Source organism: Pseudomonas sp. 13159349 (assembly GCF_013305685.1).
In the GTDB taxonomy this organism is placed as follows: domain Bacteria; phylum Pseudomonadota; class Gammaproteobacteria; order Pseudomonadales; family Pseudomonadaceae; genus Aquipseudomonas; species Aquipseudomonas asiatica.
In genome coordinates, this window is the sequence record NZ_CP045553.1 from 1,621,964 (window position 1) to 1,637,914 (window position 15,951).

Annotated in this window: 11 protein-coding genes; 8 read left to right on the forward strand and 3 right to left on the reverse strand. The window is 64.2% G+C overall.

Annotation, left to right across the window (positions count from 1 at the left end):
* The first annotated feature begins 229 nt into the window (after positions 1-229).
* Positions 230-2,686: an EAL domain-containing protein gene (locus GEV38_RS07770; protein ID WP_054573486.1), complete on the forward strand. Its 2,457-nt coding sequence runs from the start codon at positions 230-232 to the stop codon at positions 2,684-2,686.
* A 30-nt stretch (positions 2,687-2,716) separates the two neighbouring features.
* Complete coding sequence (locus GEV38_RS07775; RefSeq protein WP_015269299.1) at positions 2,717-3,502, forward strand: TenA family transcriptional regulator; 786 nt, start codon at positions 2,717-2,719, stop codon at positions 3,500-3,502.
* Between the two features lie 121 nt (positions 3,503-3,623).
* Here GEV38_RS07775 and GEV38_RS07780 read toward each other — a convergent pair whose 3' ends face one another.
* The 3 genes from GEV38_RS07780 to ubiG form a co-directional block, all read right to left on the reverse strand.
* A complete protein-coding gene (locus tag GEV38_RS07780) occupies positions 3,624-4,364 on the reverse strand; it encodes a YciK family oxidoreductase (RefSeq protein WP_102083829.1) in 741 nt (246 codons plus the stop codon).
* Between the two features lie 92 nt (positions 4,365-4,456).
* Entirely contained in the window at positions 4,457-5,128 is a 672-nt protein-coding gene (gene mupP, locus GEV38_RS07785) for an N-acetylmuramic acid 6-phosphate phosphatase MupP (RefSeq protein ID WP_054573488.1), read from the reverse strand.
* Between the two features lie 2 nt (positions 5,129-5,130).
* Positions 5,131-5,829: a bifunctional 2-polyprenyl-6-hydroxyphenol methylase/3-demethylubiquinol 3-O-methyltransferase UbiG gene (gene ubiG, locus GEV38_RS07790; protein ID WP_003260863.1), complete on the reverse strand. Its 699-nt coding sequence runs from the start codon at positions 5,827-5,829 to the stop codon at positions 5,131-5,133.
* A gap of 111 nt (positions 5,830-5,940) precedes the next feature.
* Here ubiG and mtnA point away from each other — a divergent pair, with 111 nt between their 5' ends.
* The 6 genes from mtnA (at position 5,941) to cmk (ending at position 15,890) form a co-directional block, all read left to right on the forward strand.
* Positions 5,941-7,017: an S-methyl-5-thioribose-1-phosphate isomerase gene (gene mtnA / locus GEV38_RS07795; protein WP_015269302.1), complete on the forward strand. Its 1,077-nt coding sequence runs from the start codon at positions 5,941-5,943 to the stop codon at positions 7,015-7,017.
* A 558-nt stretch (positions 7,018-7,575) separates the two neighbouring features.
* Positions 7,576-10,341 (forward strand): DNA gyrase subunit A, encoded by a 2,766-nt coding sequence (gene gyrA, locus GEV38_RS07800; RefSeq protein ID WP_015269303.1) that lies wholly within the window; start codon positions 7,576-7,578, stop codon positions 10,339-10,341.
* A gap of 267 nt (positions 10,342-10,608) precedes the next feature.
* Positions 10,609-11,694 (forward strand): 3-phosphoserine/phosphohydroxythreonine transaminase, encoded by a 1,086-nt coding sequence (serC, locus tag GEV38_RS07805; protein ID WP_162491229.1) that lies wholly within the window; start codon positions 10,609-10,611, stop codon positions 11,692-11,694.
* Positions 11,694-12,788 (forward strand): prephenate dehydratase, encoded by a 1,095-nt coding sequence (gene pheA, locus GEV38_RS07810; RefSeq protein ID WP_013971453.1) that lies wholly within the window; start codon positions 11,694-11,696, stop codon positions 12,786-12,788. Before serC ends, pheA begins: the two co-directional genes overlap by 1 nt.
* A gap of 211 nt (positions 12,789-12,999) precedes the next feature.
* On the forward strand, positions 13,000-15,207 hold the full coding sequence (locus GEV38_RS07815; protein ID WP_054572623.1) for a bifunctional prephenate dehydrogenase/3-phosphoshikimate 1-carboxyvinyltransferase: 2,208 nt from the start codon (positions 13,000-13,002) through the stop codon (positions 15,205-15,207).
* On the forward strand, positions 15,204-15,890 hold the full coding sequence (cmk, locus tag GEV38_RS07820; RefSeq protein ID WP_003260862.1) for a (d)CMP kinase: 687 nt from the start codon (positions 15,204-15,206) through the stop codon (positions 15,888-15,890). The genes GEV38_RS07815 and cmk overlap by 4 nt, the downstream gene beginning before the upstream one ends.
* Positions 15,891-15,951 lie beyond the last annotated feature (61 nt).

Sequence of the window (15,951 nt, forward strand, 5' to 3'; positions counted from 1 at the left end):
TGCCTGTGCGAGCCCTATCGCCGGCAAGCCAGCTCCCACAGGATTACCACAGGCCTGAGCGTTGTGGGGTACCTGTGGGAGCTGGCTTGCCGGCGATAGGGCCGGGAAGGCCGTGCGAAAACCCCCGGGTTTCCTGTCATAAAAAACCCAACCGCGAGGATGGCAAATGGCCTACGCTGTGCTTTGTCTGGGTTGATTTGCGCCTTATCTGCTCTGTGACAGGGACTCCATGAAGGGACATCGCACTCTAGAAGCGCCAAAGTTGCTCGGCATCACCTGGCCCTTCATCGCCGTTGTGGTCTTCCAGGTAGCCTTGGGCAGCCTGAGCCTTTATACGCTCTCGGCCGTGCGTGCCTACGTCGCGGGCGAAAGCCTGTGGTCCAAGGCGCAGAAAGACGCCATCTACTACCTCAACCTGTACGCCGAAACCCGCGACGACAGCACCTATCAGCGCTATCGCCAGGCCATCACCGTGCCCCAGGGCGACCACCAACTGCGCGAAGTGATGGACCAGCCCAGCCCCGACCTGGATGCCGCACGCCAGGCCGTGCTGCAAGGCGGTAACCACCCCGACGATGTCGAGCGGATCATCTGGTTCTACCGTAACTTTCGTAACGTAAGCTACATGCAGACGGCCATCGACTACTGGGACATCGGCGACGACTACCTGGGCAAGCTGGATATGCTGGCCGTGGAAATGCGCAGCAGCTTCGCCGCTGGCTCGGTCGACGCCCGCACAATAAGCGACTGGAAGGCGCGCATCGTCACCATCAACGAAGGGGTAACCCCGGCCGCCAAGGCGTTCAGCGATGCCTTGGGCGAAGGCTCGCGCATGCTGCTGCGGGTGCTGCTTATCACCAACCTGCTGACCGCGATGTTCCTGATTGCCATTGCCTGGCGCCGCTCCAGCAAGCTGCTGGCCCAGCGTCAGGCCTTTGCCAGCGCCCTGCAAGAAGAAAAGGAGCGGGCGCAGATTACCCTGCAGGCCATTGGTGATGCGGTGATTACCACTGATGTGGAGGGCAGTATCGGCTACATGAACCCGGCCGCCGAACAACTGACCCACTGGCAGGCCGGCCAAGCCCAGGGCCTGCCGTTGTCGGCGCTGTTCAGCCTGGTGGACGAGCAGGCCGAGGAAGACGGCCGCAGCCTGGTCGAGCAGGTGCTCAGCGGCAGCCTCAAGGGTGGCGCCGAGCATGCCCGGCTGATCCAGCGCCTGGACGGCAGTACTGTGTCGGTCAACCTGGTCGGCTCGCCGATCGTCAATGACGGCCAGGTCAGCGGTATCGTGCTGGTGCTGCACGACATGACCCAGGAGCGCCAGTACATCGCCAACCTGTCCTGGCAGGCGACCCATGACGCCCTGACCGGCCTGGCCAACCGCCGCGAGTTCGAATACCGCCTGGAGCAGGCGCTCAATGACCTGGCGCGCCAGGCCGGGCGGCATTCGCTGATGTTCCTGGACCTCGACCAGTTCAAGCTGGTCAACGATACCTGCGGGCATGCCGCCGGCGACGAGCTGCTGCGGCACATCTGCGCCGTGCTGCAGTCCGGCCTGCGCGAGGGCGATACCCTGGCCCGGCTGGGTGGTGACGAATTTGGCGTGCTGCTGGAAAACTGCCCGCCCGACCAGGCCGAGCGCATTGCCGAGCAGCTGCGCCAGCTGGTGCAGAGCCTGCATTTCGTGTGGAAAGGGCGGCCGTTCGTCACCACCGTCAGTGTCGGCCTGGTGCACATGGCCCAGTCCCCCGGCACCCTCGAAACCTCGCTGCGCGCCGCCGACATGGCTTGCTACATGGCCAAGGAAAAGGGCCGCAACCGCGTGCAGGTGTACCATGCCGACGACAGCGAGCTGTCCATGCGCTTTGGTGAAATGGCCTGGATCCAGCGCTTGCACGTGGCCCTGGAAGAAAACCGCTTCTGTCTGTACGCCCAGGAAATCGCCCCGCTGAAAACCTTCGAAGGCCCCGGCCATATCGAGATCCTGCTGCGCCTGCACGACGAAAGCGGGCGTACCATCCTGCCCAGCAGTTTCATCCCGGCGGCCGAGCGCTACGGCCTGATGACCGCGCTGGACCGCTGGGTGGTGCGCAATGTGTTTCTGGTCATCCGCCAGTGCCTGGACGAAGGGCGCGAGGGGCCGCTGTCGATCTGCGCGATCAACCTGTCGGGGTCGAGCATTGGCGATGACAAGTTCCTCGAATACTTGCAACGCCTGTTCGTCGAATACGCCATTCCGCCACGGATGATCTGTCTCGAAATCACCGAAACCAGCGCCATAGCCAACCTTGGCAGCGCCATCCGTTTCATCAACGAGTTGAAGGGGCTGGGTTGTCGCTTCTCGCTCGACGATTTCTGCGCCGGCATGTCGTCGTTCGCCTATCTCAAGCATTTGCCCGTGGATTACCTGAAGATCGACGGGAGTTTCGTCAAGGACATGCTCGACGACCCGGTCAACCGGGCCATGGTCGAGGTCATCAACCACATCGGTCACGTAATGGGCAAGCGCACCATTGCCGAATTCGTCGAAACACCCTTGATCGAGCAGGCCTTGCAGGAAATTGGCGTGGATTATGCCCAGGGCTACCTCATCGAACGCCCTCAGGTGTTCACCTGTGACAGTCTGCAGCGCCAACGGATCGCCGCCCGGCCTCTGTTGCAGCGGGCACCTGGCACGTTTCGCTAGCTAGAAATCACAAGGATCAAGGAGCTGAAAGTGATTGACGCATTCGTTCGTATCGGGCCTTTGATGGATCCCGCCAGCTACCCCCAATGGGCCCAGCAACTGATTGAAGACTGCCGCGAGAGCAAGCGCCGGGTAGTCGAGCATGAGTTCTACGCGCGCCTGCGCGATGGCCAGTTGAAGCAATCGACCATTCGCCAGTACCTGATCGGTGGCTGGCCGGTGGTGGAGCAGTTCTCGCTGTACATGGCCCACAACCTGACCAAGACCCGCTATGGCCGGCACCAGGGCGAAGACATGGCGCGGCGCTGGCTGATGCGCAACATCCGTGTCGAGCTCAACCACGCCGACTATTGGGTGAACTGGTGCCAGGCGCATGGCGTGCACCTGCACGAGCTGCAGGCCCAGGAAGTGCCGCCTGAACTGAACGGCCTGAACGACTGGTGCTGGCGCGTGTGCGCCACCGAGAACCTGGCCATTTCCATGGCGGCGACCAACTACGCCATCGAAGGTGCGACCGGTGAATGGTCGGCGGTGGTGTGCTCCACCGACACCTATGCGCTGGGCTTCCCGGAGGACCAGCGCAAGCGGGCGATGAAGTGGCTGAAGATGCATGCCCAGTATGACGACGCGCACCCGTGGGAGGCGCTGGAGATCATCTGTACGCTGGCTGGCGAGAACCCGACCCTGGGGCTGCGCAATGAACTGCGCAAGGCGATTTGCAAGAGCTACGACTGCATGTACCTGTTCCTGGAACGGTGCATGCAGCTGGAAGGGCGCCAGCAAGGGCGCATGCGCCCGGTGTTGGCAGCGGGGTAGGCCCGGGGGCCGCCATGCGGCCCATCGCGACACAAGGCCGCTCCTACAGGGGATCGCATACCCATGTAGGAGCGGCCTTGTGCCGCGATGGGCTGCAAAGCAGCCCCGGCAATTCCAAGCCTTACTGGGCGTTGAACGCCTGCCCATTCACCCCTTTGCTGTCCGGCCCCATCAGGTACAGGTATACCGGCATGATCTCTTCCGGCAGCGGGTTGTTCTGCGGGTTTTCGCTAGGGTAGGCTTGTGCCCGCATCGCCGTGCGCGTGGCACCGGGGTTGATGCTGTTGGAGCGCACTGGTGCCACGCCTTCCAGTTCATCGGCCAGGGTTTGCATCAGGCCCTCGGTGGCGAACTTGGACACGCCATAGGCGCCCCAGTAGGCCCGGCCCTTGCGCCCGACGCTGCTGCTGGTGAACACCACCGAAGCGTCTTCCGACAGCTTCAGCAGCGGCAGCAGGGTGCTGGTGAGCATGAAGGTGGCATTGACGTTGATGTGCATCACGCGCATGAAGTTGTCACCCGACAGCTGCTCCAGCGGCGTACGCGGGCCGATGATCGAAGCGTTGTTCAGCAGGCCGTCGAGGCGGCCGAACTGGTCTTCGATCATTACCGCCAGTTCGTCGTACTGGTGGGGCAGGGCGGTTTCCAGATTGAACGGGATCACCACCGGTTGCGGGTGCCCGGCGGCTTCGATCTGGTCGTAGATCTCGTTGAGGTTGGCCTCGGTCTTGCCCAGCAGCAGCACGGTAGCGCCCAGCGCCGCGTAGGCCTTGGCGGCAGCGGCGCCGATGCCGCGGCCGGCACCGGTAACCAGGATGACCCGGCCTTGCAGCAGGTCGGGGCGGGCGGTGTAGTCGAACATGGTAGGTCCTTCGAGTTCGTTGGCGCGGCACAGCCCCTGTGGGAGCGGGTGAACCCGCTCCCACAGGGGCTGTGCCGCGGTCTAGACGGGGTTCAGCAGCCGCACAGCGCGCTGTCGATCACCTTGCGCAGTTCCAGCGGGTGGTCCACCACCACATCGGCGCCCCAGTTGTTGGGGTTGTCCTCTGGATGAATATAGCCGTAGCGCACTGCCGCCGTGCGAGTACCGGCGTCGCGGCCAGACTCGATGTCGCGCAGGTCGTCGCCGACGAACAGTACGCTGGCAGGGTCCAGGCCAAGGGTCTTGCAGGCGAGGATCAGCGGCTCGGGGTCGGGCTTGCTGTTCTTGACGTGGTCCGGGCAGATCAGCAGCGCCGAACGCTCGGCCAGGCCCAGTTGCTGCATGATCGGCTCGGCGAAGCGCACCGGCTTGTTGGTGACCACACCCCACAGCAGGTTGCCTTTCTCGATGTCGGTCAGCAGCTCGGCCATGCCGTCGAACAGCTTGCTGTGCACCGCGCAGTCGCGCTGGTAGCGCTCGAGGAACTCCAGGCGCAGGGCTTCGAAGCCCTCGGCTTCCGGGCTGATGGCGAAGGTCGCGGCGACCATCGCGCGGGCACCGCCGGAGATTACGTCGCGGATCACCTTGTCATCGACGGCCGGCAGGCCGCGCTCGGCGAGCATGGCCTGGCAGATGGCGATGAAGTCCGGCGCCGTGTCGAGCAAGGTGCCGTCCATGTCGAAGAGTACTGCTCGCAAACTCATGTTTATTCCTCGCGCAGGGTCTGGACCATGTAGTTGACGTCGACGTCGCTGCTGAGCTTGTAGTGCTTGGTCAGTGGGTTGTAGGTCAGGCCGATGATGTCTTTCACCTGAAGGCCGGCAACGCGGCTCCAGGCGCCCAGCTCGGACGGGCGGATGAACTTCTTGAAGTCGTGGGTGCCGCGCGGCAGCATCTTCAGGATGTACTCGGCGCCGACGATGGCCAGCAGGTAGGCCTTGGGGTTGCGGTTGATGGTGGAGAAGAACACCTGGCCGCCAGGCTTGACCATGCGGTAGCAGGCGCGGATGACCGAAGACGGGTCGGGCACGTGCTCGAGCATTTCCAGGCAGGTGACCACGTCGAACTGTTCGGGCATTTCCTCGGCCAGGGCTTCGGCGGTGATCTGCCGGTATTCCACCTGCACGCCCGACTCCAGCTGGTGCAGCTGGGCCACCGCCAGTGGCGCCTCGCCCATGTCGATGCCGGTGACCGTGGCGCCGCGCAGGGCCATCGCCTCGCTGAGGATGCCGCCGCCGCAACCCACGTCCAGCACCTTCTTGCCGGCGAGGCTGACGCGCTCGTCGATCCAGTTGACGCGCAGCGGGTTGATTTCGTGCAGCGGCTTGAACTCGCTTTCGCGGTCCCACCAGCGGTGGGCCAGCGCTTCGAACTTGGCGATTTCGGCGCGGTCGACGTTGCTCATTAGAACAGTCCTCTGAAACTTCGCAAAATTGCGCCGGAGTATACCCGAGCGCTCGGCCCCGAGGGTCGCTATAATCGCCGGCTTTTGATATCCGAACGACGGGGAGAGGCGATGCGCGAGCGACTTTTGGCGGCGGAGAAGGTGACCGGGATCCGCTGGCAGGGCGGCGTCCTGCACCTGCTCGACCAGCGCCTGCTGCCGTCGGAAGAGTGCTGGCTGGCCTGCGACAATGTCGCGCAGGTAGCAGCGGCGATCCGCGACATGGCCGTGCGCGGCGCCTCGGCCATCGGCATTGCCGCGGCCTATGGCCTGGTGCTGGCCCTGGAAGAGCGGCTGGCCGAGGGCGGCGACTGGGAAATGGACCTGGAGGAAGACTTCCTTGTCCTGGCTGAAGCGCGCCCTACCGCCGCCAACCTGTTCTGGGCGCTGAACCGCATGCGTGAGCGCCTGCAGCGCCTGCGTCCGGAGGAAGACGTGCTGGCTGCACTGGAGGCCGAGGCGGTGGCCATCCACGAGAGCGATCGCGAGGCCAACCTGACCATGGCCCAGCACGGTATCGAGCTGATCCGCCGCCACCAGGGCAACGCCCAGATCCTGCTCACCTATGGCAACGCCGGTGCTCTGGCCTGTGGTGGTTTCGGTACCGCGCTGGGGGTGATCCGTGCCGGTTACCTGGAGGGCATGGTCGAGCGTGTATACGCCGGCGAGACCCGCCCCTGGCTGCATGGTTCGCGCCTGACTGCCTGGGAGCTGGCCAACGAAGGCATCCCGGTGACCCTGTGCGCCGACTCGGCGCTGGCCCACCTGATGAAAAGCAAGGGCATCACCTGGGTGGTGGTGGGCGCGGACTGCATCGCCGCCAACGGCGACGTGGCCAGCAAGATCGGCACCTACCAGCTGGCGGTCAGCGCCATGCACCACGGCGTACGTTTCATGGTGGTGGCGCCGAGCACCAGCATCGACCTGAACCTGGCCACGGGCGAGGACATCCCGCTGGAAGAGCGCGCTGCCGACGAGTTGCTGGACATTGGCGGCACCCGCGTGGCGCCGGATGTCGAGGTGTTCAACCCGGTATTCGACGTGACCCCTGCCGACCTGATCGACGTGATCGTGACCGAGCGCGGCATCGTCGAGCGGCCGGATGCCACCAAGCTGGCGCAATTGATCTGCCGCAAGCGGCTGCACTGAGGGTGTAAGGCGGTAGAGATGTGGCGCCTGTGAGATCGAGCGCCGCCCGCGCGGCGCTTCGCGGGGCAAGTCGGATCGCCGCACCGCCGCTCCCACATTTGTTGCAACGTGGCCATGCCTGTGGGAGAGGCGTTGTCAGCCTAGGTGCATGGCTTGAGACTGGTGATGCGGCAGCAATGCCAACTCAGAAATCCAGCCAGCCCACCAAGGCTGGCAACCATGACCTGTCAGGTTCGGTACGTTGCAACAAATGTGGGAGCGGCGGTGCGGCGATCCGACTTGCCCCGCGAAGCGCCGCGCGGGCGGCGCTCGATCTCCCAGGCACCACAAATTTCACGGCAGGCACCCTTGTGCCACATCTCCCCACCGCTCCTGCCTTTGTGATAACATCCGGCAGTTTCCAAGACCGCCCACCACGGCGGCCTTCATTGCGCAGATCCATGGCACAACTCATTGATTTGTCGTAAGTCGTCGCACCCTTATGCGCTGCGGCGGCGAGCTTCGTTCGGCCCTTGATGGAGCTGCGAAGTTTCACCAGAAAAAGGAATCAGGCTTCTCATGGGCGAACTGGCCAAAGAAATCCTCCCGGTCAATATCGAAGACGAACTGAGACAGTCTTACCTCGACTACGCGATGAGCGTGATTGTCGGGCGAGCGCTGCCCGATGCGCGTGACGGCTTGAAGCCCGTGCATCGTCGCGTTCTCTATGCGATGAGCGAACTGGGCAACGACTGGAACAAGCCGTACAAGAAATCCGCCCGTGTGGTCGGTGACGTGATCGGTAAGTACCACCCGCACGGCGACATTGCGGTCTACGACACCATCGTGCGTATGGCCCAGCCGTTCTCGCTGCGCTACCTGCTGGTCGACGGCCAGGGCAACTTCGGTTCGGTGGACGGCGACAACGCCGCAGCCATGCGATACACCGAAGTGCGCATGGCCAAGCTGGCCCACGAGCTGCTGGCCGACCTGCACAAGGAAACCGTCGACTGGGTGCCCAACTACGACGGCACCGAGCAGATCCCGGCGGTCATGCCGACCCGTATTCCCAACCTGCTGGTCAACGGTTCCAGCGGTATTGCCGTGGGCATGGCGACCAACATCCCGCCGCACAACCTCGGCGAGGTCATCGATGGCTGCCTGGCACTCATCGACAACCCCGAAGTCACCATCGATGAGCTGATGCAGCACATCCCTGGCCCGGACTTCCCGACTGCCGGCCTGATCAACGGCCGCCAGGGCATCATCGAGGCCTATCGTACCGGCCGTGGTCGCATCTACATGCGCGCCCGCTCCGAGATCGAAGACATCGACAAGGTCGGTGGCCGCCAGCAGATCGTGGTTACCGAGCTGCCGTACCAGCTGAACAAGGCTCGCCTGATCGAGAAGATCGCCGAGCTGGTCAAAGAGAAGAAGATCGAAGGCATCACCGAGCTGCGCGACGAGTCCGACAAGGACGGCATGCGCATCGTCATCGAGCTGCGTCGCGGCGAGGTGCCGGAGGTGGTGCTCAACAACCTCTACCAGCAAACCCAGCTGCAGAGCGTATTCGGCATCAACGTGGTGGCCCTGGTCGACGGGCGTCCGCGCCTGCTCAACCTCAAGGACCTGCTCGAAGCGTTCGTGCGTCACCGTCGTGAAGTGGTGACCCGTCGTACCGTGTTCGAGCTGCGCAAGGCCCGCGAACGCGGCCATATCCTTGAAGGCCAGGCGGTCGCGCTGTCCAACATCGACCCGGTCATCGCCCTGATCAAGGCCTCGCCGACCCCGTCCGAAGCCAAGGAAGCCCTGGTCTCCACTGCCTGGGAATCCAGTGCCGTGCAGGTCATGGTCGAGCGCGCCGGCGCCGATTCCTGCCGCCCCGAGGACCTGCCGGAGCAGTACGGCCTGCGTGAAGGCAAGTACTACCTGTCGCCGGAACAGGCCCAGGCCATTCTCGACCTGCGCCTGCACCGCCTGACCGGCCTGGAGCACGAGAAGCTGCTGGCCGAGTATCAGGAAATCCTCGAGCAGATCGGCGAACTGATCCGCATCCTCAGCAGCGCCGAGCGCCTGATGGAAGTGATCCGCGAAGAGCTGGAAGCCATCCGCGCCGAATATGGCGATGCCCGTCGTACCGAAATCCTCGATGCGCGCCACGACCTCAACTACGGCGACATGATCCCGGAAGAAGAGCGTGTGGTGACCATCTCCCACGGCGGCTACGCCAAGACCCAGCCGCTGTCCGCCTACCAGGCCCAGCGCCGTGGCGGCAAAGGCAAGTCGGCTACCGGGGTGAAGGACGAGGACTACGTCGAGCACCTGCTGGTTGCCAACAGCCATGCCACCCTGCTGCTGTTCTCCAGCAAGGGCAAGGTGTACTGGCTGAAGACCTACGACATCCCTGAAGCGTCCCGCGCCGCCCGAGGCCGCCCGCTGGTCAACCTGTTGCCGCTGGAGGAAGGTGAGCGCATCACCGCCATGCTGCAGATCGACCTCGAGGCCCTGCAGCAGAACGCTGACGCCGACGAAGAGCTGGAGGACGCGGAAGACACCGTGCTCGAAGGCGAAGTGGTCGAGGCCGAGGAAGTGGACGAGGAAGACGGCGACACCCCAGAGTGGGTGGCCGAGCCGACCGGCGCCTACATCTTCATGGCCACCGCTTCGGGTACCGTGAAGAAGACCCCGCTGGTGCAGTTCGCCCGTCCGCGCTCCAACGGCCTGATCGCCCTGAAGCTGAAGGAAGGTGACACCCTGATCGCCGCGGCCATCACCGATGGTGCCAAGGAGGTCATGATGTTCTCCGACGCCGGCAAGGTGATCCGCTTCGCTGAAAGCGTGGTGCGCGAGATGGGCCGTAACGCCCGTGGCGTGCGCGGCATGAAGCTGGGCAAGGGCCAGCAGATCATTTCCATGCTGATCCCGGAATCCGGCGCGCAGATCCTCACCGCCTCCGAGCGTGGCTTCGGCAAGCGCACTCCGCTGTCCAAGTTCCCGCGTCGCGGCCGTGGTGGCCAGGGTGTGATCGCCATGGGCACCAAGGGGCGCAACGGTCTGCTGATCGGTGCCATCCAGGTGCAGGAAGGTGAGGAGATCATGCTGATCTCCGACCAGGGCACGCTGGTGCGTACCCGCGTTGGCGAGGTGTCCAGCCTGGGCCGCAACACTCAGGGCGTGACCTTGATCAAGCTGGCTGCCGACGAGACACTGGTGGGCCTGGAGCGTATCCAGGAGCCTTCCGAGGACGAACTCGATGATGGGATCGAGGCGGACGAAGAGGGTGTCGAGGCCGAAGTGCCAGACAACGAAGAAGCTGCTGGTGCCGAAGAGGCCCCGCAGGAGTAAGCAAGCGTAAAACCCGAACGGGGCGACCAAGGTCGCCCCGTTTGACTGATTACAGCAGGCAATGGCAGGCCCTGAAGGGGCAGGCTGTTTTTGTAGGAGCAGCCTTGTGCTGCGAATGGGACGCGAAGCGGCCCCGGGATTTCAGCGTCAACGCATGGATAGCCGGGGCCGCTACGCGTCCCATTCGCAGCACAAGGCTGCTCCTACAAGAGCGATGCGAGGCCTGCAAGAAACGAATTTGTACCATTTGGCAGAGCGAGAGTGGATGTGAGCAAACGAGCCTTTAACTTCTGCGCAGGCCCTGCCGCGCTTCCTGACGCTGTTCTGCAGCGCGCCCAGGCCGAGATGCTGGATTGGCGTGGCAAGGGCTTGTCGGTGATGGAAATGAGCCATCGTAGCGACGATTACGTGGCCATCGCCGAAAAGGCCGAGCAGGACCTGCGTGACCTGCTGTCCGTCCCCTCCAACTACAAGGTGCTGTTCCTGCAGGGCGGCGCCAGCCAGCAGTTCGCCGAAATCCCGCTGAACCTGCTGCCGGAAAACGGCACCGCCGACTACATCGAGACCGGCATCTGGTCGAAAAAGGCCATCGAGGAAGGGCGCCGCTTCGGCAACGTCAACGTCGCCGCCAGCGCCAAGCCTTACGACTACCTGGCCATTCCGGGCCAGAACGAGTGGAAGCTGACCAAGAACGCTGCCTACGTGCACTATGCGTCCAACGAGACCATTGGTGGCCTGCAGTTCGACTGGGTGCCGGAAGCCGGTGACGTGCCACTGGTGGTCGACATGTCGTCCGACATCCTCTCGCGCCCGATCGATGTGTCGCAGTACGGCCTGATCTACGCCGGCGCGCAGAAGAACATCGGCCCGAGCGGCCTGGTGGTGGTGATCGTGCGCGAAGACCTGCTGGGCCGCGCCCGCAGCAGCTGCCCGACCATGCTCGACTACAAGGTATCGGCCGACAACGGCTCGATGTACAACACCCCGGCCACCTACTCCTGGTACCTCTCGGGCCTGGTGTTCGAGTGGCTGAAAGAGCAGGGTGGTGTCGATGCCATGGAACAGCGCAACCGCGCCAAGAAAGACCGCCTGTACGGCTTCATCGACAGCAGCGAGTTCTACACCAACCCGATCAGCCACAACGCCCGTTCGTGGATGAACGTGCCGTTCCGCCTGGCTGACGAGCGCCTGGACAAGGCCTTCCTCGCCGGCGCCGATGCCCGTGGCCTGCTCAACCTCAAGGGCCACCGTTCGGTAGGCGGCATGCGCGCCTCCATCTACAACGCCCTGGGCCTTGAAGCGGTCGAAGCTCTGGTGGCCTACATGGCCGAATTCGAGAAGGAGCACGGCTGATGTCCGAGCACGAACTGAAGGCGTTGCGCGTTCGCATCGACAGCCTCGACGAGAAGATCCTCGAGCTGATCAGCGAGCGCGCCCGGTGCGCCCAGGAAGTGGCCAAGGTCAAGACCGCCTCGCTGGCGGAAGGCGAAAAACCGGTGTTTTACCGCCCCGAGCGTGAAGCCGCCGTGCTCAAGCGCGTGATGGAGCGCAACAAGGGGCCGCTGGACAACGAAGAGATGGCGCGGCTGTTCCGCGAAATCATGTCGTCGTGCCTGGCCCTGGAAGAGCCGCTGAAAATCGCCTACCTCGGCCCTGAAGGCACCTTCACCCAGGCTGCGGCCATGAAGCACTTCGGCCACGCGGTGATCAGCCGGCCGATGGCGGCCATCGACGAAGTGTTCCGCGAAGTGGCGGCCGGTGCCGTCAACTTCGGCGTGGTGCCGGTGGAAAACTCCACCGAAGGCGCGGTCAGCCACACCCTGGACAGCTTCCTCGAGCACGACATGGTGATTTGCGGCGAGGTCGAGCTGCGCATCCACCACCACCTGCTGGTGGGCGAGAACACCAAGACCGACAGCATCACCCGCATCTACTCCCACGCCCAGTCGTTGGCCCAGTGCCGCAAGTGGCTGGACGCGCACTACCCGAACGTGGAGCGCGTGGCCGTGTCGAGCAATGCCGAGGCCGCCAAGCGGGTCAAGGGCGAGTGGAATTCGGCGGCGATCGCCGGCGACATGGCGGCCAACCTGTACGGTTTGACCCGCCTGGCCGAGAAGATCGAAGACCGCCCGGACAACTCCACGCGCTTCCTGATGATCGGTAACCAGGAAGTGCCGCCGACCGGCGACGACAAGACCTCGATCATCGTTTCGATGAGCAACAAGCCGGGTGCCTTGCACGAGCTGCTGGTACCGTTCCACCAGAACGGCATCGACCTGACTCGCATCGAGACCCGCCCGTCGCGTAGCGGCAAGTGGACCTACGTGTTCTTCATCGACTTCGTCGGTCACCACCGCGACCCGCTGATCAAGGCGGTGCTCGAGCAGATCAGCCAGGAGGCTGTGGCGCTGAAGGTGCTGGGTTCGTATCCGAAGGCGGTGCTTTGATTTGAGATGGTTGGGGCCGCTGCGCGGCCCATCGCGACACGAGGCCGCTCCTACAGGTATTGTGCAGGCCTCGAAACTGTACTGGCCCCTGTAGGAGCGGCCTTGTGTCGCGATGGGCTGCAAGGCAGCCCCAATGGCCCTCACAGGCTGTCTAGATTTCTGAACAGGGTTCGCACCAGTGGTAAAAGCAGTAACAACCAAACCCGCGCCAATCATCAACCGCCTGGTCGTGGTCGGCCTCGGCCTGATCGGTGGCTCGTTCGCCAAGGGCCTGCGTGAAAGCGGCCTGTGCCGCGAAGTGGTCGGTGTCGACCTGGACGCCCCCTCCCGCAAGCAGGCCGTGGCCCTGGGCGTGGTCGATCGCTGCGAAGAAGACCTTGCCGCCGCCTGTGTCGGTGCCGATGTCATCCAGTTGGCCGTGCCGATCCTGGCCATGGAAAAAGTCCTGGCCCGCCTGGCCAAGCTCGACCTTGGCGCTGCCGTCATCACCGACGTCGGCAGCGCCAAGGGCAACGTCGTGCGTGAGGCGCGGGCGGTCTTTGGGGAGCGCTTGCCGCGCTTCGTCCCCGGCCACCCCATCGCCGGCTCCGAGCAGAGTGGGGTAGAGGCCTCCAATGCTGCCCTGTTCCGCCGGCACAAGGTCATCCTCACGCCGCTGGCCGAAACCGACCCGGCCGCCCTGGCCCTGGTCGACCGCCTGTGGCGCGCGCTGGACGCCGATGTGGAGCACATGTCGGTCGAACGCCACGACGAAGTGCTTGCCGCCACCAGTCATTTGCCGCATCTGCTGGCCTTCGGCCTGGTCGATTCACTGGCCAAGCGCAATGAAAACCTCGAAATCTTCCGGTACGCTGCGGGAGGCTTCCGCGATTTCACGAGAATCGCTGGCAGCGACCCGACCATGTGGCATGACATCTTTCTCGCCAACCGCGACGCTGTCCTGCGCACGCTTGATACATATCGCAGCGATCTCGACGCCTTGCGCGACGCGATCGCTGAAGGGGACGGGCACCAGCTGCTGGGTGTATTCACCCGCGCACGCGTTGCCCGCGAGCATTTCAGTAAAATCCTGGCCCGCCGGGCCTATGTGGACGCTATGAACGCCAACGATCTGATTTTCCTGGCCCAACCGGGTGGCCGCCTGTCCGGGCGAATCCGCGTACCGGGCGACAAGTCGATTTCCCACCGCTCGATCATGCTCGGCTCGCTGGCCGAAGGCACCACCGAGGTCGAAGGCTTCCTCGAAGGTGAGGACGCGCTGGCGACCCTGCAGGCATTCCGTGACATGGGTGTGGTCATCGAAGGCCCGAACCACGGTCGCGTGACCATTCACGGCGTCGGCCTGCACGGCCTCAAGCCGCCACCCGGGCCGCTTTACGTGGGTAACTCGGGTACCTCGATGCGCCTGCTGTCGGGCCTGCTGGCCGGCCAGCCGTTCGACGTGACCATGACCGGCGACGCTTCGCTGTCCAAGCGCCCGATGAACCGTGTGGCCAACCCGCTGCGCGAAATGGGTGCCGTGGTCGAGACCGGCCCTGAAGGCCGCCCGCCGCTGACCATCCGCGGTGGCCACAAGCTCAAGGCGCTGACCTACACGCTGCCGATGGCCAGTGCCCAGGTCAAATCCTGCCTGCTGCTGGCCGGCCTGTACGCCGAAGGCAAGACCACCGTCACCGAGCCAGCGCCAACCCGTGACCACACCGAGCGCATGCTGCGCGGCTTTGGCTACAGCGTCGAAAGCAACGGCCCGGTGGCCTCGCTGCAGTCCGGCGGCAAGCTAACTGCTACCCGTATCGAAGTACCGGCCGACATCTCCTCGGCGGCGTTCTTCCTGGTGGCGGCGTCCATCGCCGAAGGCTCCGAACTGGTGCTGGAACACGTTGGCATCAACCCGACCCGTACCGGCGTGATCGACATCCTGCGCCTGATGGGTGGCGACATCACTCTGGAAAACCAGCGTGAAGTCGGCGGCGAACCGGTGGCCGACCTGCGTGTGCGCGGTGCCAAGCTGAAGGGTATCGACATCCCTGAAGAGCTGGTGCCACTGGCCATTGACGAGTTCCCGGTGCTGTTCGTCGCCGCTGCCTGCGCCGAAGGGCGTACCGTGCTGCGTGGTGCCGAAGAGCTGCGGGTGAAGGAATCCGACCGTATCCAGGTCATGGCCGACGGCCTGATCACCCTTGGCATCCAGTGCGAGCCGACCCCGGACGGCATCATCATCGACGGCGGCCAGTTGGGCGGCGGCGAAGTGCATGGCCACGGTGACCACCGTATCGCCATGGCCTTCAGTGTGGCCTCGCTGCGCGCCAGCGCGCCGATCCGCATCCACGATTGCGCCAACGTCGCAACCTCGTTCCCCAACTTCCTGGCGCTGTGCGCCGAAGTGGGCATCCGCGTGGCCGAAGAGGGCAAGTCGTGAGTGCCCTGGCGCCGGTCATCACCATCGACGGGCCAAGCGGTTCGGGCAAGGGCACGGTCGCCGGGCTGCTGGCCCGCGAACTGGGCTGGAGGTTGCTGGACTCTGGCGCGCTGTACCGTCTGCTGGCGTTCAACGCCAGCAACCACGGCGTCGACCTGACCAACGAAGAGCTGCTGACCAAGCTTGCCGCCCATCTGGATGTGCAGTTCATCGCCGCCGAGCCCGGTAAGCTGCAACAGATCATCCTCGAGGGCGAGGACGTCAGCAACGTCATCCGCACCGAAACCGTCGGTGCCGGTGCGTCGATGGTTGCTTCGCTGCCGGCCGTGCGTGATGCGCTGTTGGTGCGTCAGCGCGAATTCCGCGAGGCGCCAGGCCTGATAGCCGACGGCCGCGACATGGGCACCGTGGTGTTCCCGGACGCGCCGTTGAAAGTCTTCCTCACCGCCAGCGCGGAGGAGCGGGCGCGTCGCCGCTACCTGCAGTTGAAGGGCAAGGGTGAAGATGTTAGTCTGTCGAGTCTGCTGGATGAGATTCGTGCGCGTGATGAGCGCGACACCCAACGTGCAGTGGCCCCGCTGAAGCCAGCGGTCGATGCCATTCAGTTGGACTCTACCGAGTTGTCCATCGAGCAGGTGTTGCAACGTATCAGGAGCGAGATCGCACTGCGCGACCTTCTCTGATAGCCAGGAAAGCAGGCAGGGGCACCAGTCAACGTCCTGCAGGCTTTCCTTTACTTAAAAC

Excerpts from the sequence above, each read along its gene's own strand:
- pheA (WP_013971453.1), top strand. The coding sequence starts at position 11,694 with ATGTCCGAGCACGAACTGAAGGCGTTGCGCGTTCGCATCGACAGCCTC.
- mtnA (WP_015269302.1), top strand. The coding sequence starts at position 5,941 with ATGCGCGAGCGACTTTTGGCGGCGGAGAAGGTGACCGGGATCCGCTGG.
- ubiG (WP_003260863.1), bottom strand. The coding sequence starts at position 5,829 with ATGAGCAACGTCGACCGCGCCGAAATCGCCAAGTTCGAAGCGCTGGCC.
- gyrA (WP_015269303.1), top strand. The coding sequence starts at position 7,576 with ATGGGCGAACTGGCCAAAGAAATCCTCCCGGTCAATATCGAAGACGAA.
- GEV38_RS07780 (WP_102083829.1), bottom strand. The coding sequence starts at position 4,364 with ATGTTCGACTACACCGCCCGCCCCGACCTGCTGCAAGGCCGGGTCATC.
- GEV38_RS07770 (WP_054573486.1), top strand. The coding sequence starts at position 230 with ATGAAGGGACATCGCACTCTAGAAGCGCCAAAGTTGCTCGGCATCACC.
- mupP (WP_054573488.1), bottom strand. The coding sequence starts at position 5,128 with ATGAGTTTGCGAGCAGTACTCTTCGACATGGACGGCACCTTGCTCGAC.